Annotated in this window: 18 protein-coding genes, 2 tRNA genes and 1 pseudogene; 20 read left to right on the top strand and 1 reads right to left on the bottom strand. The window is 65.1% G+C overall.

The window, feature by feature from the left end; genetic code table 11:
• Positions 1-4: 4 nt before the first annotated feature.
• Positions 5-295, bottom strand: a complete 291-nt coding sequence (locus ACSR1C_RS13760) for a DUF1330 domain-containing protein (RefSeq protein ID WP_460259957.1) — start codon at positions 293-295, stop codon at positions 5-7.
• A 117-nt stretch (positions 296-412) separates the two neighbouring features.
• On the opposite strand from ACSR1C_RS13760, the gene ACSR1C_RS13755 reads away from it, so the two are divergent.
• The 20 genes and pseudogenes from ACSR1C_RS13755 to phnC all read left to right on the top strand — a co-directional run bounded on the left by ACSR1C_RS13755 (position 413) and on the right by phnC (position 15,611).
• Entirely contained in the window at positions 413-1,024 is a 612-nt protein-coding gene (locus ACSR1C_RS13755) for a TetR/AcrR family transcriptional regulator (RefSeq protein WP_460259958.1), read from the top strand.
• Positions 1,011-1,682 carry a DNA-3-methyladenine glycosylase I gene (locus tag ACSR1C_RS13750; protein WP_460259959.1) on the top strand — a complete coding sequence of 224 codons (672 nt, stop codon included), beginning with the start codon at positions 1,011-1,013 and terminating at the stop codon, positions 1,680-1,682. The genes ACSR1C_RS13755 and ACSR1C_RS13750 overlap by 14 nt, the downstream gene beginning before the upstream one ends.
• 249 nt (positions 1,683-1,931) lie before the next feature.
• Positions 1,932-3,320 (top strand): siroheme synthase CysG, encoded by a 1,389-nt coding sequence (gene cysG, locus ACSR1C_RS13745; RefSeq protein WP_460259960.1) that lies wholly within the window; start codon positions 1,932-1,934, stop codon positions 3,318-3,320.
• Positions 3,317-3,625 (top strand): DUF2849 domain-containing protein, encoded by a 309-nt coding sequence (locus ACSR1C_RS13740; RefSeq protein ID WP_460259961.1) that lies wholly within the window; start codon positions 3,317-3,319, stop codon positions 3,623-3,625. The genes cysG and ACSR1C_RS13740 overlap by 4 nt, the downstream gene beginning before the upstream one ends.
• Positions 3,618-5,291, top strand: a complete 1,674-nt coding sequence (locus tag ACSR1C_RS13735; protein WP_460259962.1) for a nitrite/sulfite reductase — start codon at positions 3,618-3,620, stop codon at positions 5,289-5,291. Before ACSR1C_RS13740 ends, ACSR1C_RS13735 begins: the two co-directional genes overlap by 8 nt.
• Positions 5,281-6,024, top strand: a pseudogene (locus ACSR1C_RS13730) (phosphoadenylyl-sulfate reductase); the annotation flags it as partial. The gene ACSR1C_RS13735 and the pseudogene ACSR1C_RS13730, both read left to right, overlap by 11 nt.
• Before the next feature lie 9 nt (positions 6,025-6,033).
• Positions 6,034-6,459 carry a DUF934 domain-containing protein gene (locus tag ACSR1C_RS13725; RefSeq protein WP_460260016.1) on the top strand — a complete coding sequence of 142 codons (426 nt, stop codon included), beginning with the start codon at positions 6,034-6,036 and terminating at the stop codon, positions 6,457-6,459.
• 29 nt (positions 6,460-6,488) lie between these two features.
• The gene (locus ACSR1C_RS13720; RefSeq protein WP_460259963.1) at positions 6,489-7,307 is read left to right on the top strand and encodes a ferredoxin--NADP reductase; all 819 of its coding nucleotides are present in this window, start codon (positions 6,489-6,491) and stop codon (positions 7,305-7,307) included.
• 73 nt (positions 7,308-7,380) lie between these two features.
• Entirely contained in the window at positions 7,381-7,692 is a 312-nt protein-coding gene (locus ACSR1C_RS13715; protein ID WP_460260017.1) for an ETC complex I subunit, read from the top strand.
• Between the two features lie 43 nt (positions 7,693-7,735).
• Positions 7,736-7,812, top strand: a tRNA-Arg gene (locus ACSR1C_RS13710).
• 229 nt (positions 7,813-8,041) lie between these two features.
• Positions 8,042-8,118: transfer RNA gene (locus ACSR1C_RS13705), tRNA-Met, on the top strand.
• A 264-nt stretch (positions 8,119-8,382) separates the two neighbouring features.
• Complete coding sequence (gene phnF / locus ACSR1C_RS13700; RefSeq protein ID WP_460259964.1) at positions 8,383-9,093, top strand: phosphonate metabolism transcriptional regulator PhnF; 711 nt, start codon at positions 8,383-8,385, stop codon at positions 9,091-9,093.
• A 1-nt stretch (position 9,094) separates the two neighbouring features.
• Positions 9,095-9,517: a phosphonate C-P lyase system protein PhnG gene (locus ACSR1C_RS13695; RefSeq protein ID WP_460259965.1), complete on the top strand. Its 423-nt coding sequence runs from the start codon at positions 9,095-9,097 to the stop codon at positions 9,515-9,517.
• Entirely contained in the window at positions 9,517-10,053 is a 537-nt protein-coding gene (gene phnH / locus ACSR1C_RS13690; RefSeq protein WP_460259966.1) for a phosphonate C-P lyase system protein PhnH, read from the top strand. Before ACSR1C_RS13695 ends, phnH begins: the two co-directional genes overlap by 1 nt.
• On the top strand, positions 10,053-11,120 hold the full coding sequence (locus tag ACSR1C_RS13685) for a carbon-phosphorus lyase complex subunit PhnI (RefSeq protein WP_460259967.1): 1,068 nt from the start codon (positions 10,053-10,055) through the stop codon (positions 11,118-11,120). Before phnH ends, ACSR1C_RS13685 begins: the two co-directional genes overlap by 1 nt.
• On the top strand, positions 11,117-12,031 hold the full coding sequence (locus ACSR1C_RS13680) for an alpha-D-ribose 1-methylphosphonate 5-phosphate C-P-lyase PhnJ (RefSeq protein ID WP_460259968.1): 915 nt from the start codon (positions 11,117-11,119) through the stop codon (positions 12,029-12,031). The genes ACSR1C_RS13685 and ACSR1C_RS13680 overlap by 4 nt, the downstream gene beginning before the upstream one ends.
• A complete protein-coding gene (locus ACSR1C_RS13675) occupies positions 12,028-12,825 on the top strand; it encodes an ATP-binding cassette domain-containing protein (protein WP_460259969.1) in 798 nt (265 codons plus the stop codon). The genes ACSR1C_RS13680 and ACSR1C_RS13675 overlap by 4 nt, the downstream gene beginning before the upstream one ends.
• A complete protein-coding gene (locus ACSR1C_RS13670; RefSeq protein WP_460259970.1) occupies positions 12,822-13,541 on the top strand; it encodes a phosphonate C-P lyase system protein PhnL in 720 nt (239 codons plus the stop codon). The genes ACSR1C_RS13675 and ACSR1C_RS13670 overlap by 4 nt, the downstream gene beginning before the upstream one ends.
• A complete protein-coding gene (locus tag ACSR1C_RS13665) occupies positions 13,528-14,703 on the top strand; it encodes an alpha-D-ribose 1-methylphosphonate 5-triphosphate diphosphatase (RefSeq protein WP_460259971.1) in 1,176 nt (391 codons plus the stop codon). The genes ACSR1C_RS13670 and ACSR1C_RS13665 overlap by 14 nt, the downstream gene beginning before the upstream one ends.
• Before the next feature lie 89 nt (positions 14,704-14,792).
• Positions 14,793-15,611 (top strand): phosphonate ABC transporter ATP-binding protein, encoded by an 819-nt coding sequence (phnC, locus tag ACSR1C_RS13660; protein WP_460259972.1) that lies wholly within the window; start codon positions 14,793-14,795, stop codon positions 15,609-15,611.
• Positions 15,612-15,629: the final 18 nt, after the last annotated feature.

Here is a 15,629-nt window from a genome sequence, read left to right as displayed (position 1 = left end):
GCGGTCAGGCCGGGATCTGATAGGCGGTCAGGGTCATGTCGCAGCCGGCGTCGCGGATCGGGGCCAGCGCCTGATAGGCGTCCGAGGCGAACCAACCCTCAAGGGCCGCCATATCGGGAAAGCGGATCACCCCGGTTCCATGCGGCGTGGTCTCGCCCAGCAGGGCGGCGCCAAAGCCGCCACGCATCACCATCTCGCCCCCGAAAGCGGCGATTGTCGGGCCAGCCTTGCTGGAGTATTCCGCCAGTTTTTCGGGGTCTTTCACGCGAATGGTCGCGATCGCAAAAGCTGTCATGGTCGTTCCTTTTCTTGACTCGACACGTTTTGATCACATATGAACAAAACATAGGCAAAATGATTTGTCCATAGGTGTATAAAACTTTTAGATCACAGGCGGATGAGGACGCAGACCTTGGCAAGACCTTCGAAATTCGACCGTGACGCGGCGCTGGAAATCGTGATGAACGAGATCTGGCGCAATGGCTATGAGGCGTCGTCGGTCAAGGCCCTGTCGGAACGTCTGGGCATCACCCGGTCAAGCTTTTACAACGCCTTCGGCACGCGCGAAGCGATGTTCCGGGAGGTGCTGGCGAAGTATTTCGAACAGACCCCCGACCGCCCCCTGGGCACGGCCACGCCGCAAACCCCGATCAAACCGCTGCTGACGAATATCCTGCGCGAAATCTGCCGCACCCGCGCCCTGGACCCCGAGGCGCGCGGCTGTCTGACGGTTAACTGCGTGGCAGAACTGTGCGCGACCCATCAGAACCTCGGCGGCCTGCTGGCAGAGGCCATCCTGGGCAGCACCGCCCGGATCGAGCAGGTCCTCGGCTGGGCCGCGACCGGCGGTGAAATCGACGAAACCGCCGATCTGCACACGCTGGCCCTGTCGGTGCAAAGCCTGATCCTGGGGTTGAGCGTGCTGAGCAAAATCGTTCATAGTGAGACCAAGCTTTGGGCCGTGGCCGCCGCCACGCTGAAAGGGCTCGGCCTGTATGAGGAGACCGCTCATGCGCAGCATTGAAGAGATTTACCAGATCGCCGCCGGGCGCAAGGGCGGCGCCGACGCGCTTGAGGCGCTGCTGGAAAAGCCGCTGCCGTCCGACGCGCTGGCCGCCCAGCCCGATGACCGCTGGCTGTCGGCCATGGCGAAATGCCTTTTTCAGGCCGGGTTCAACTGGAAAGTGATCGCCGCCAAATGGCCCGGCTTCGAAGAGGCGTTCGACGGGTTCCTGCCCGGTCGCGTCGCCCTGTATAATGACGACGACATGGACCGGCTGCTGGCCGACGCACGGATCGTGCGCAACGCGGCAAAGATCAGCGCCGTCATCGAAAACGCGATTTTCCTGACCGATCTGGCGCGCGACCACGGCACCGCCGCGCGGTTCTTTGCCGACTGGCCGGACGACGATCTGGTCGGCCTGCTGGACCTGATGAAAAAGCGCGGCGCGCGGCTGGGCGGTGTGACCGGGCAACGGGTGTTGCGGATGATGGGCAAGGACAGCTTCATGCTGTCCGCTGATGTCACCGCGCGGCTGATCGCCGAAGGCGTGGTGGACAAACCCCCATCGTCGAAGAGCGACATGGCTGCGGTGCAGGCGGCATTCAACGACTGGCGCGCAGCGTCGGGCCGCTCGATGTCCGAAATCAGCCGCCTGCTTGCGACCAGCATCGGCGGCTGACCGGGCACCCGAGTCGCCGCCGAAGCCCCCAATTGGCAGGATCGTCCGGCACAGGCGTGCGGCGGGCCACGGAAGGAAATGCCACCCCCGCCACGCCGGGCAAGAAGGCGGACCATGCAAACCCGCATCGGTGGAACAGTATTCCACCCCGTCAAGGGTTTTCCCCAGAAAACTCCTTTTCGACCCATCCGTATAGCGAAATACCGGGAAAATGGTCTACTTTCTGCATGTGCATTGGAGCCCGGACCTATGAAGCATTTCCCGATCTTCCTGTCTGTCAGTAACCGCCGCATCCTTGTGGCGGGCGGCGGTGATGCGGCCGTGGCCAAGCTGCGGCTGATCCTGAAGACCGACGCGCAGGCCGTGGTGTTTGCCGAAGACCCGGTGCCGCAAATCCGCGACTGGGCCGCGCAGGGGCGGCTGGCCCTTGTGCACCGCGCGGTGACGCGGGCCGATCTGGACAGGGCCGTGCTGCTGTACGCGGCACATGGCGATGCGGCGCTGGACGGCGATGTCGCCCGGCTGGGCGCGGCGGCGGGCGTGCTGACCAATATCGTCGACAACCTGCACGACAGCGCTTTTCTGACCCCCGCCATCGTGGACCGCAACCCGGTTACCGTCGCCATCGGCACCGAAGGCGCAGCACCGGTGCTGGCCCGTGCGATCAAGACCCGGCTGGAGGAGACGCTGCCGCAATCGACCGGCCTGCTGGCGCGGGTGGGCAAGGCATTTCGCCCGATGGCCGAACGCCTGCCGATGGGCCGCGCGCGCCGCGCCTTCTGGGCCGAGTATTATTTCCGGGCCGGTCCCGCCGCGCTGAACGCCGACGGCGCGGCGGCGCTGACCGGCACGCTGGAAACGCTGCTGGGCCAGCATCTGGGCACGCAGGCCCGCCCCGGCCATGTCGATCTGGTCGGTGCCGGGCCGGGCGACCCCGAGTTGCTGACCCTCAAGGCCCGCCGCCTGCTGGACGAGGCCGATGTGGTAATCCACGATCGCCTTGTCGCGCCGGAAATCCTGGAACTGGCCCGGCGCGAGGCGCTGATCGTCGAGGCCGGAAAGACCGGCTTTGGCCCCTCGATGCCGCAAGATGAGATCAACGCGCTGATGATCGCCCATGCGCGCGGCGGTGCCCGTGTGGTGCGGCTGAAGGCCGGCGATCCGGGCGTCTTTGGCCGCCTTGACGAAGAGCTGGACGCGCTGGCCGACGCGGGCATCGAATGGCGCATCGTGCCGGGCATCACCGCGGCCACCGCCGCCGTGGCCCAGATCGGCCAATCCTTCACCCGGCGCGGGCGCAACGGTGCGGTCCGGCTGCTGACCGGGCATGACATCAAGGGCTTTGCCGAGCAGGACTGGCGCGCGCTGGCCCGTAGGGGCGAGGTCGCCGGGATTTACATGGGCAAGCGCAGTGCGCGGTTCCTGCAAGGGCGGCTTTTGATGCATGGCGCGGACCCGGCCACGCCGGTCTGCATCGTCGAAAACGCCTCGCGCCCTGACAGCCGGGTGCGCGCGGCCACGCTGGGCGATCTGCCCGCCGCGCTGGCGGGGATCGACGGCCCCGCCGTCCTGTTGCTGGGGCTGGCCCCCCGCGCCGCCGCCGCCATGATTTCAGAGTTGAAGGAGCAGGCCCTATGAGCCGCCGTTTCACCCCCAAGGTCGTCACCGCCAATGACCTGCTGGATGGCGACGCCGTCTGGCTGACCGCCGACAACCGCTGGGCGCGGCGGATGACCGAAGCCGAGCTGATCGAGGACGAAGCCCACGCCCAGATCCGCATGATCGAGGCCGACAGCCAGCAGCATATCGTCGTCGGTGCCTATCTGGCCGATGCCAGACCGGGGCCAGACGGCCCCGAGCCCGTGCATTTCCGCGAGGCGTTCCGCACCCGCGGGCCGTCGAACTATGCCCATGGCAAGCAGGTGGAGACCCCCGATGTATAAGTACAACACCTTCGACGAGGCCTTCGTGCGCGAACGGGTGGCCCAGTTTCGCGGCCAGGTCGCGCGCCGCCTTGACGGCGCGCTGTCCGAGGACGAATTCCGCCCGCTGCGCCTGATGAACGGGCTTTACCTGCAACTGCACGCCTATATGCTGCGGGTGGCGGTGCCCTACGGCACGCTTTCCAGCCGCCAGATGCGCCAGCTGGCGATGATCGCGGATCGCTGGGACAAGGGCTATGGCCATTTCACCACGCGCCAGAACATCCAGTATAACTGGCCGAAACTGCGCGATGTGCCCGACATGCTGGCCGCGCTGGCCGATGTTGAAATGCACGCGATCCAGACCAGCGGCAACACGATCCGTAACGTGACCGCCGACCATTTCGCAGGCGCCGCCGCGGATGAGATCGAAGACCCCCGCGCCTGGGCCGAATTGATCCGGCAATGGTCCACCGACCACCCGGAATTCCAGTTCCTGCCGCGCAAGTTCAAGGTCGCCGTCACCGGCAGCCCCAATGACCGCGCCGTGACCCGCGCCCACGACATCGGGCTGCGGATGGTCACGCGCGACGGCGAGGCCGGGTTCGAGGTGATCGTGGGCGGCGGTCTGGGCCGCACCCCGATGGTGGGCCAGGTGATCCGTGATTTCCTGCCCAAATCCGATCTTCTGCCCTATCTCGAGGCGATCGTGAGCGTCTACAACCTGCTGGGCCGGCGCGACAACAAATACAAGGCGCGCATCAAGATCACCGTGCATGAAAACGGGCTCGACCATATCCGTGATCTGGTCGAGCGTGAATTCATCGCCCGCCGCGCGCTGTTCAACGGCGCCGATCAGGCGTTGCTGGCCGAAATCGCACCGGCCTTCGCGCCCCCGGCCTTTGTCACCGCCCCCACCGAAGGGTTCGACACGGCCCGCACCGCCGATCCGGTATTCCGCGCCTGGGCCGACACCAATCTGGCCGAGCATCGCGCGCCCGGCTATGCCATTGTCACGATCTCGCTCAAGGCCCACGGCGCGACGCCGGGCGACGCCAGTTCGGATCAGATGCGGGTGATGGCCGATCTGGCCGAAGAATTCGGCCATGACGAGCTGCGCGTCAGCCACGAGCAGAACATCGTGCTGCCGCATGTGCACAAATCATACCTGCCCGCGCTGCATGCCCGCCTGCTGGCGGCGGGGCTGGCCACGGCCAATGTCGGGCTGGTGTCCGATATCATCGCCTGCCCCGGCATGGATTACTGCGCGCTGGCCACCGCGCGTTCGATCCCCATCGCGCAAGACATCGCGACCCGGTTCGATGAGCTGAAGCTGGAACATGAAATCGGCCCGCTGAAGATCAAGATCTCGGGCTGCATCAACGCCTGCGGCCATCACCATGTGGGGCATATCGGGATCCTCGGCCTCGACCGCGCCGGGGTCGAGAATTACCAGATCACGCTGGGCGGCGACGGCACCGAAACCACGGTGATCGGCGAACGGGCCGGACCCGGCTTTGCCGCCGATGCGATCGTACCCGCGATCGAGCGGCTGCTGCTGGCCTATCTCGATCTGCGGGCGGATGCCGGGGAAACCTTCCTTGCGGCCTATCGCCGGCTGGGACCCGACCCGTTCAAGGCGGCGCTGTACCCCGGCGATGCCAAGGACCGGCGCCATGCGGCCTGACACCCCCCTGCTTCCCGTGGCCGAGCGTGTGGCGCATCTGAACACCCGCTACCGCCATCACGCGGCGATCGCGGTGCTGGAACGTGCGCTGCGCGATGACAGCGTCGGCCGGATCGCGCTGGTGTCGTCCTTCGGGGCGGAATCAGTGGTGCTGCTGCACATGCTGTCGGTGCTGGATCGCGCCACGCCGGTGTTGTTCATCGACACCCAGATGCTGTTCGAGGAAACCATCGCCTATCAGGCCGAGGTCGCGGCGGCACTGGGCCTGACCGATGTGCGCATGATCCGCGCCCGGCCCGAATCCCTGGCCGCCCGCGATCCCGACGGCGTGCTGCACGAATCCGATACCGACGCCTGCTGCGCACTGCGCAAGGTCGAGCCGCTGGACCGCGCATTGGCGCCGTTCGACGCCTGGATCACCGGGCGCAAGCGGTTTCAGGGCCAGACCCGTGCCGCCCTCGATTTCTTCGAAAACGAAGGCGATATGCGGATCAAGGTCAACCCGCTGGCCCATTGGGCACCGGCGGACGTGCAGGATTATATCGTCAACAACCGCCTGCCGCGCCATCCGCTGGTGGCGCGCGGCTATCCGTCGATCGGCTGCGCCCCCTGCACCAGCCGCGTGGCACCGGGCGAAGACCCGCGCGCCGGGCGCTGGCGCGATCAGGGCAAAGATGAATGCGGCATTCATTTCGTTGACGGAAAACTGGTGCGCGGCCCGCTGAAACAAGAGGAACCTCCGATGAACGTGATTGTCACCGATACCGGCTTTGCCGCCGATGACTGGACGCATGGCATCAACACGGTGGCAGATCTGGACAGGCTGGCCGGCGCCCCCGCGGTCGCGCTCGATCTGGCCTCTGACGCCGATCTGGCCCCGCTGGCCGGGCACCTGGACGGGATCGACATGATCCGCGTCGATTTTCCGGCCTTTTCCGACGGGCGCGGCTTTACCCTGGCGCGGCGGTTGCGGCTGATGGGGTTCCAGGGCCGTCTGCGCGCGCGCGGTCATGTCATTGCCGATCAATATGCGATGGCACGGCGCGCCGGGTTCGACGAGGTCGAAATCGCGCCCGATCTGGCCGAACGCCAACCCTGGCCGCACTGGCAGGCGCGCGCCGCCTGGCAGTCGCATGATTATCAGAACCGTTTGCGCGGCGCGGTCTGAACGCCGCCCGCTATCCGAGGATTTGACCGATGAATGATACAAGCCCCGTCTCCGCCACGCAGGCAAAACCCGTGGCCACCCTTCCCGACGCGCAAACCGTGACCTCTGTCCATCACTGGACGGACCGGCTGTTTTCGTTCCGCGTCACCCGGCCGCGCAGCTTGCGGTTCCGGTCGGGCGAGTTCGTCATGATCGGCCTGCCCGGCGAAAACGACCGCCCGGTGATGCGCGCCTATTCCATCGCCTCGCCCAACTGGGACGAAGAGCTCGAATTCTACTCGATCAAGGTGCCCGACGGCCCGCTGACCAGCCGCCTGCAGCATATCCGGCCCGGCGATCAGATCATCCTGCGCCCCAAACCCGTCGGCACCCTGGTGCTGGACGCGCTGCTGCCCGGCAAGCGGCTGTGGTTCTTCGCCACCGGCACCGGCATCGCCCCCTTCGCCAGCCTGATGCGCGACCCCGAGACCTATGAGCGCTACGACGAGGTCATCATGATGCACACCTGCCGCGAACAGGCCGAGCTGGCCTATGGCCGCGCGCTGGTCGAGAGCCTGCCCGACGATCCGCTGATCGGCGAGGTCGTGGCCGGCAAGCTGCGCTATTACCCCACGACAACCCGCGAGCCCGGGCCGCTCATGGGCCGGGTCACCGACAACCTGCGCTCGGGCAAGGTGTTCGCCGATCTGGGCGTGCCGCCGATCACGCCCGAAACCGACCGCGGCATGGTCTGCGGATCGTTGCAGTTCAACCTGGACATCAAGGACATCCTGGAAGGCTTCGGCCTGCGCGAGGGCGCCAATTCAGACCCCGGCGAATATGTCGTCGAAAAAGCATTCGTGGGCTAGCTCCTGTGTGCAGGGCCCTTGCGCCGCGCGCCGGTTTTTCCCATAAGGAACAGGAAGTCCGATGGAGAAGCCCATGCGCGCCCGCATCTATCAGCCCGCCAAGACGGCAATGCAGTCCGGCACCGCCAAGACCCACCACTGGATTCTGGATTACGCCCCCGCCAGCCCGCGCGACGTGGATCCGCTGATGGGCTGGACCAGTTCTTCGGACACGCAAAGCCAGGTCCGGCTGCGCTTCGACAGCAAAGAGGCCGCGCTGGACTATGCGCGCGAGCACGGCATCGACGCGATCGTGCTGGACCCCAAGCCGCGCAAGTTCAACATCCGCCCGCGCGGCTATGGCGACAATTTCGCCCCCGACCGGCGCGCCACCTGGACCCACTGAAGACTTGCCTTTCCGGGGCGGCTCCCGCAAAACCTGTCGCAGCGGTCCCATAGCTCAACTGGATAGAGCAGCTGACTTCTAATCAGCAGGTTCGGGGTTCGAGTCCTCGTGGGATCGCCATTTCCGGTCGGCGCGCGCAGTGTCGCGCGGCCTGAAACGCCCCCGGGCTCCGAACCGGCCACCGGAATCCCTTGCTGTCCCAAACGGATATCGCCCCCAGAACAGGTGCGCCCGCGCAGGACAAATGCCGGTTCATGGGCGGGATCTGCGATTTTGCGGTTTGGGTGCCGGGCGCGGAAATTATCCCTTGACGCCCCCCCGCGCCTCGCTTACCTAGCCCCTCGCTCATGGCGGAGTAGCTCAGTTGGTTAGAGCAGCGGAATCATAATCCGCGTGTCGGGGGTTCAAGTCCCTCCTCCGCTACCATCACCCTCCTAATAGATCAGTGACTTTCTCCTGCGGGGGTCTTTGGGCCGATTGGAAAACCGGTTTCAGGGTGGCGCCGGGGTAGCCGGGTTTCTTGACCCTCCATCTGGAAAACCCCACCAAAATCTATCAAACTGTTTTTGAAACGGGCTTTGCCGCATCCTCGGCTGCAGACGTTTCCAAACCGTCGAAAGCTCTGTACCGTCATGTGCCTGTGATCTGCACCCGTTAAGGGCATATTCATTCGAATGAATAGGGCCCACGATGCAGGACAAGACTTGGGAAACCGTCAGAGACACGATCGAACAAGACATCCAGACGGGTCGTTTGAAAGCCGGGGACAGATTGCCGACAGAGCAAAAGCTCGTCGAGCAACATGACGTGGGCCGCCATTCTGTACGGCGCGCCGTGGCCGATCTGGCGAAAAAGGGATTGCTCAGCGCCGAACAGGGGCGTGGCACCTTTGTCGCGCGCGCGCCCATCATCACCTACGAACTAAGCCGCAGGACGCGCCTGCGGGACAATCTGGCCAGCCAGGGGATCGATCTGCGGCGCGAACGTCTGGACGCTCGTGTCATTGCCGCGCCGAACCGCGTCGCCGAAGCCCTGAAGCTTCTCCCAGGCACGCTTGTATCGGCCGGCCGGCGGCTCACTTTTGCCGACAACGTACCTATCGCTGTGGGCGAAATCTATCATCCCGCAGATCGCTTTCCCGGCTATCTTGAACGGCGCGAAGTACTGGGTTCGGTCACGGAAACCTACAAATCCTACGGCATCGACGACTATCTCAGGGGCGCGACAACGCTTTACAGCCGCCAGGCCAAGCCCGAAGAGGCGCGGCTCTTGCGGCAACATAAAGAACTGACCGTCACTGTGATCTGTGCCGTCGACACGCTGATGGATGGCACACCGATTTCGTTTTCCCGCGTGGTCTGGTCGGCGCCGCGTGTCAAGTTCACGTTCCTCGGAGGATAGGATGCAGCCCATGTCGCACGGTGCGCTGTTGGATGTGCTTGCCAAAGCGGACCCGGCGCCGCTGAAGGCCCTTGCCGAGACGCTGATCGACCGGCTGGGGGAGATCGAGGTTGTGCAAAACCGCACCGGGTTGGTGATGCTGCCGATGCAGGACACGGCAGGCGGCACCGCCTTTCATCTGGGCGAGGTGCTGGTGAGCGAGGCACATATCTTGTCCGACGGCACGGTGGGTTATGGCATGCGCAAAGGGCACGATCTTGAAGCGGCTATGGCTATGGCCGTGGTGGATCTTGCGGTGGCCAGGGGGGTGTCGGAAAGCATTTGCATGTCCTTTTGCCGCGCGCAGGCCGAGGCGCAGGCGGCACGGGAGACCGAGACGCTGCGGCGGGTCGAGGCCACCCGCGTCGATATGGAAACTTTCTGATGCAGGTACCTCCGGCTTTTTCCGTTGAAGAGGCACAAGACAATGCGACCTTCGACGCCCTTTTGCGCGCGCTGTCGCGGCCCGGCACCCTGTGCGTCATGCCTGCTGCGGATGAGGCACCGATCATCAACGCGCTGCTGGACCGCGAGTGCAGGTCCTATTCCGCCGATCCGCGCCTGATGCCACAGATCCTGCGGACCGGCGCGCTGGTGGCCGATCTGGCGCAGGCCGACCATGCGTTTCTGGGCACACTGAGCGACCTCGCGCCCTTGGCCGAACTCGCCACAGGCTCGGATCTATATCCTGATGCGGGTGCCACGGTGATTGTCCAGGCACGGCTTGGTGACGGTGCTGCGCTGCGCCTGACCGGGCCGGGGATCGATGGCGCGGCCACGATAAATGTCGGCGGGCTTCCCGACGGCTTCTGGCAGCGCCGGGCGGAGCTGATCCGCTATCCGATGGGGTTCGATTTGTTGCTGACCGACGGCGCGTCCGTGATGGGCGTTCCGCGATCGACCTGCGTGGAGGTGCTCTGATGGCCTATGTGGCAACCCGTGGCGGAGAGCGCGCCATAGAGCAGGCCGAACGCCTGTTTCGCTCCGAGATGGGGGCGATCGACCCGGGCCGCGTCGCGGAGGTGAAACGCGCCCTGCCCTATCTCGTGGATCGTGTCATGGGGGAAGCCTCGCTTTACGATGAAGACCTTGCCGCGCTGGCGCTGGCCCAGACCGGCGGGGAGCTTTACGAGGCGGTTCTGCTTTTGCGGGCGTGGCGATCCACGCAGCCGCGTCTGTGTGTGGCCAAACCGGTCCGGCAACCCGACCTCTTCACCCACCGCCGGATTTCCGCAGCTTTCAAGGACATCCCCGGCGGGCAGGTTCTTGGGCCGACGCTGGACTATGCGCACCGCATTCTGGCGACCGAGGTGCTGCAGGGTGCCACGTTTACCCCGCCCGAGGTCACACCCGCCGCCACACCCGCAACGCCCCGCCAAGCCTCGGTCAGCGCGTGGCAGTCTGAAAATGACCTTGTCGACCTGCCGGAGCCGGACCAGACGCAGGGCAACGACATTCCCGATCTGACGCGAGAGCCGCTGTTGTTCCCGGCCAAGCGCGCGCACCGGCTGCAAAGCCTGGCGCGGGCGGAAACCGGCGGCGCACTGGCGTTGGGATACGCGGCCATGCGCGGCTACGGGCAGGCGCATCCAACCGTGAACGAATTGCGGCTGGCCGAGGCCGAAGTCATCGTCACGCATCCGCGCGGGACGACCTTTTCCGCGGGTCGGGTCAAGGTCAGCCAGGCCGAGGTTGTCTCCAAGAAAGGCGAGAAGCTGGGCCTTGGCTTCGCCGCGACGCTGGGCTGGAACGAGGTCAAGTGCATCGCCGCGGCCACGCTCGATCTGAACGCCAAGGGTGCGCCGAAAGGCGCGGCGACCGAAGAGGAATTTTTCCTCTATCACACCGAAGGTGTCGAGAGTTCGGGCTTCTGCATCCACTTCAAGCTGCCCCACTACGTCACCTTCCAGTCCTCACTCGACGCCATGCGCGATGCCAGGGCCAGAAAGGCCCGCGCCGGGGGCACGAAAACGGAGCCCGCGGAATGAACCTGAAGGACCTGACCAAGGATTGGGCGCCGATGAGCTATGGCTTTCTCGACGGCTCTGCCAAACGCGAGATGCGCCGCAAGATGCTAAAGGCCGTGGCGGTGCCGGGCTGCCAGATGCCCTATGCCAGCCGCGAAGTGCCGATGGCGCGGGGCTGGGGCACGGGCGGGTTGCAGGCGTCGCTGACGCTGATCACCCCCGACAAATGCGTCAAGGTGATCGACCAAGGCGCCGATGACAGTGTGAACGCCGCCTCGATCCGGCGTTTTCTGGCGCGGGTCTCTGGCGCGCCGACCACATTGGATACGCTCAAGGCCGATCTGATCCAATCGCGCCACCGCATCCCCGAGGAAATCCTGCGCGACGATCAGGTGTTGGTCCTGCAGGTGCCCAACCCCGAACCGCTGCGCCCGGTACAGCCCGACATGTCCGTCGCGCGGCAAATGCACGCCGATGCCGATTACGGGCGCATGTGGCTGCAACTGTATGAACAGATCGTGCGCGCGGGCCGGGTGATGCAGGGGGCAAGCTATCCGTCCATGGTCAATGGCCGTCATGTGATGACCCCATCGCCGATCCCGCGCTGGGACGTGCCCAAGCTGCACATGGCCAAGCACCTGACGATCCTGTCGGCGGGCCGCGAAAAGCGTATCTTCGCCGTGCCGCCCTTTACGCGGGTCGAACCGCTGGTCTTTGACGATGTGCCTTACAGGGTCGAGGAACACGCCCGGCTGGTCTGTTCCCGCTCCGGCGCCAAGGGCTTTTTCATGAACGAGATCCCCCAAGAGGACGGCGGTTCGACCTATGAGCTGTCGGACAGCGAATTCGGGGTCAAAACAATCCGCCGGTCCGAAGGTGACGCCGTAGCGATCGGCGAAACCTGGTACACGAATGGGGAGATGCGCAAATGACCGTCGCGCTGGAGGCCCCCCGCATCGTCACCGCAAAGCCGCTGGTCGAGGTGCACAATGTGTTCAAGACCTATGGCACCGTGACAGCCCTGCGCGATGTGTCGGCCACGGCCTATCCGGGCGAGGTGCTGGGCATCGTCGGCGAAAGCGGGTCGGGCAAGTCAACGCTTCTGCGCATGATGAACCTCGAAGAGATGCCGGATGAGGGCAGCTATACGCTCGATCTGCCGGACGCGCCGGGTAATCTGTTTGAACTGGACCGCTTTGCCCGCAGGATGCTCTGCGCCACGCGGATCGGGATCGTCTACCAGAACCCGCATCTGGGCCTTCTGATGAAGCATTCGTCGTCGGGCAACGTGGCCGAACGCCTGCTGACCGCAGGCGAGCGCAGCTTTGCCACCCTGCGCGCCAAGGCGTCAGAGGCGCTGGCGGCCTCGGAATTCCCGCTCGACCGCTTGGATGCGCCGCCGATCGAGCTGTCGGGGGGGATGCAGCAGCGGGTGCAATTGGCCAAGGCCATCGCGCTGGAGCCCGCGCTTTTGCTATTGGACGAACCGACGACGGGGCTCGATGTGTCTGTGCAGGCCCTGGTGCTGGACACGTTGAAACGGCTGCAACAGGAACGCCATATCACGATGGTGATCGTCAGCCACGATTTGGGCGTCATCCGGACGCTGGCCGACCGCGTGATGGTCATGCGGCGCGGCGAAGTGGTCGAGGCGGGGCTTGCCGACCAGATATTCCAAGACCCCCAGCACGCCTATACCCAGCAACTGGTGCACGCAAAGCTATGACACGGGTTCTTGACATTCGCGGCCTGACCAAGGGCTTTACCATGCACCATCTGGGCAGCACGCTCGGCGCGTTCCGGGATGTTTCCTTTACCGCCGATGCGGGCGAGTTCGTGCTGCTGAAGGGGGCCAACGGCGCGGGCAAATCCACCCTGCTGCGCACGCTGTATCGCAGTTATCTGGCGCAGGCGGGCGAGGTGCTGTTTCATTCCCGCCACGGGGTGATCGATCTGGTGCGCGCAGCGGACGTGGATATCGCCCACCTGCGGCGGACAGAAATCGGGTTCGTCACGCAGTTCCTCGTGGCGCGGCCGCGCGTCTCCGCCGAGGCGCTGGTGGCCGAGCCGCTTCGCCTGGCCGGACACTCAAAGGCACAGGCACTGGACGAGGCGCGGCGCTGGCTGGACACTTTCGGCGTCAAGCGTGCGCTCTGGCAGGCCTATCCCACCACCTTTTCCGGCGGTGAGCAGCAGAAGGTCAACCTTGCCCGGGCGCTGATCCTGCCGCAGAAGCTTTTGCTGCTGGATGAACCGACCGCCTCACTCGATGCCACTGCGCGGGCCGCGCTGGTGGCCCGGCTGGCCGATCTCAAGGCGGCGGGCACCACGATGATCGGCGTGTTTCACCACCCGGACGATGTCGCGCATTTAATCGACCGCATCATCGACTTGACCCCGGATGCCCCAACCCGCGAGGAGCGTGAAGATGTGGCTCTCTAATGTCTCTCTGGTTTTGCCCGGCCAGATCATTCCACGCGGATCGCTGCTGATCGAGGACGGCGTGATTGCCGAAATCTGCGACCATCCGGTGGCCGGTGGCATTGACGGCAACGGGGCAGAGGTTTTCCCCGGTTTCATCGACATGCATGGCGACATGATCGAAACCGAACTGGAGCCGCGCGCCCGTGTTGATTTCCCGGTGGAGGTTGCGCTGAACCATCTTGACGCCCGGCTGGCGGCGGCGGGGGTGACGACGGCCTATGCGTCGGTGTCCTTTTCGCGCGGGGCGCGGGATGGCGAACGGCGGTCATTTGCGCATACCAGCCGCACAATCCGGGCCATCCACGCGGCGCGTATGACTTGCCGGGTCGATCACCGCGTTCATGCGCGGTTCGACATCACCTTCGACAATGCCGTCGGCGTGCTGGAGGCGCTCTTGCAGGATAGGCAGGTGGATTTGGTCTCGATCATGGATCACACGCCCGGGCAGGGACAGTATCGAAATCTCGAAATTCACATCAAGAACAAAGCGGCACATAACGGCATCTCCGAAACCGAAGCGCGGCAGATGGTGGCGACCGCCATCGCCGAACGGACGCGCCCGCAGGAGGTTCTGCTGGCCAATATGCAGGCGGTCGCCCGGCTTTGCCGCGAACATGGCGTCGCCTTGGCCAGCCACGATGACGACACGGTCGACAAAGTTCATCTGATGGCCGATCTTGGTGCCGTCATCAGCGAGTTCCCGGTGACGCTGGAAGCTGCCCGGGCCGTCGCGTCAAAGGGGCTGATGACCGCGATGGGCGCACCGAATGCCATGCGCGGCAAGAGCTATTCGGGCAACCTGTCCGCGCGCGACGCCCATGCCGCGGGGCTTTTGCACATTCTGGCGGCCGACTATCACCCGGCGGCGCTTTTGCCGGCGATCCGCGCTCTGGCCGAACATGATCCCGACGGGCTGCCCGGTGCGGTGCGGCTGGCCACGGCCAACCCGGCCAAGGCGCTGGGGTTGACCGACCGTGGCGAAATCGCGCCCGGCAAGTCTGCCGATCTGATCGTGGTCGATTCCCATGACCGTGTCGCCTGCACACTTCGGGCCGGGGCCGTGATCTATTCGAACGGCACGCTGGAAGGCTTGTCCAAAGCGGCGCGCGCGGTGGCCTGAGGTTTTCACTGAATTGTCACGGACCGGTTGCCCGACCGTCATGCCCGCCACTTATCCCGAGGAGGCAGAATTTGTTCGGATGAATTGCCATGACCGGTGTACTCAGCCTCTCGGGGGTCTCTCGCGACTTTGGCCAGACAAAGGCCGTCGACTTGGTGTCACTCAACATCGAGGCCGGCCAGTTCGTCGGTGTGATCGGGCGCTCCGGCGCCGGTAAATCGACCCTGTTGCGCCTGATCAACCGCCTGATCGATCCCACGTCGGGATCGATTTCGTTTGAGGGCCGCGAGGTTACCGCGCTGAGGGGCCGGGACCTGCGCGCGTGGCGCCGCGACTGCGCGATGATCTTTCAGCAGTTCAATCTGGTCGACCGCCTTGACGTGCTGACCAACGTATTGGTCGGTCGGCTGGCGGGCACGGGATTCCTTCATTCCATGGCGATGCGGTTCTCCGACGAAGAGCGCACCATGGCCATCGAGGCGCTCGACCGTCTCGACATGGCGCCGAAAGCGCTGCAACGCGCCGGTACGCTTTCTGGTGGCCAGCAGCAGCGCGTCGCCATTGCCCGCGCATTGGTGCAGAACCCGCGCATCATGCTCGCCGACGAGCCCATCGCCTCGCTCGATCCGGGCAACGCAACCCGGGTGATGGACGCACTCAAACGCATCAACGAAGAAGACGGGCTGACCGTTCTGGTCAATCTGCACACGCTCGACACGGCGCGCGCCTATTGCCACCGGATCGTCGCCATGCGCGAGGGCCGCGTGATGTTCGACGGCGTCGCCGCGCAGCTTACCGACGACGTTGTGCGCGACATCTATGGCTCCGAGGGGCTGGCCGAATTCAACGAGGCCGTCACCTCCACCTCCATTCCGGCAGGGGGAAAGGCCAAACCCGTCCCCGCCTGAATACCCGTTTCAACACTG

Source organism: Actibacterium sp. D185-2 (assembly GCF_054954595.1).
The sequence above is the reverse complement of the archived record's forward strand: the minus strand, read 5'-3'. Positions and strand labels throughout refer to the sequence as shown.

Coding starts and splice junctions, on each gene's coding strand:
- ACSR1C_RS13760 (WP_460259957.1), bottom strand. CDS start 295: ATGACAGCTTTTGCGATCGCGACCATTCGCGTGAAAGACCCCGAAAAA.
- ACSR1C_RS13750 (WP_460259959.1), top strand. CDS start 1,011: ATGCGCAGCATTGAAGAGATTTACCAGATCGCCGCCGGGCGCAAGGGC.
- cysG (WP_460259960.1), top strand. CDS start 1,932: ATGAAGCATTTCCCGATCTTCCTGTCTGTCAGTAACCGCCGCATCCTT.
- ACSR1C_RS13740 (WP_460259961.1), top strand. CDS start 3,317: ATGAGCCGCCGTTTCACCCCCAAGGTCGTCACCGCCAATGACCTGCTG.
- ACSR1C_RS13735 (WP_460259962.1), top strand. CDS start 3,618: ATGTATAAGTACAACACCTTCGACGAGGCCTTCGTGCGCGAACGGGTG.
- ACSR1C_RS13725 (WP_460260016.1), top strand. CDS start 6,034: ATGAACGTGATTGTCACCGATACCGGCTTTGCCGCCGATGACTGGACG.
- ACSR1C_RS13720 (WP_460259963.1), top strand. CDS start 6,489: ATGAATGATACAAGCCCCGTCTCCGCCACGCAGGCAAAACCCGTGGCC.
- ACSR1C_RS13715 (WP_460260017.1), top strand. CDS start 7,381: ATGCGCGCCCGCATCTATCAGCCCGCCAAGACGGCAATGCAGTCCGGC.
- phnF (WP_460259964.1), top strand. CDS start 8,383: ATGCAGGACAAGACTTGGGAAACCGTCAGAGACACGATCGAACAAGAC.
- ACSR1C_RS13695 (WP_460259965.1), top strand. CDS start 9,095: ATGCAGCCCATGTCGCACGGTGCGCTGTTGGATGTGCTTGCCAAAGCG.
- phnH (WP_460259966.1), top strand. CDS start 9,517: ATGCAGGTACCTCCGGCTTTTTCCGTTGAAGAGGCACAAGACAATGCG.
- ACSR1C_RS13685 (WP_460259967.1), top strand. CDS start 10,053: ATGGCCTATGTGGCAACCCGTGGCGGAGAGCGCGCCATAGAGCAGGCC.
- ACSR1C_RS13680 (WP_460259968.1), top strand. CDS start 11,117: ATGAACCTGAAGGACCTGACCAAGGATTGGGCGCCGATGAGCTATGGC.
- ACSR1C_RS13675 (WP_460259969.1), top strand. CDS start 12,028: ATGACCGTCGCGCTGGAGGCCCCCCGCATCGTCACCGCAAAGCCGCTG.
- ACSR1C_RS13670 (WP_460259970.1), top strand. CDS start 12,822: ATGACACGGGTTCTTGACATTCGCGGCCTGACCAAGGGCTTTACCATG.
- ACSR1C_RS13665 (WP_460259971.1), top strand. CDS start 13,528: ATGTGGCTCTCTAATGTCTCTCTGGTTTTGCCCGGCCAGATCATTCCA.
- phnC (WP_460259972.1), top strand. CDS start 14,793: ATGACCGGTGTACTCAGCCTCTCGGGGGTCTCTCGCGACTTTGGCCAG.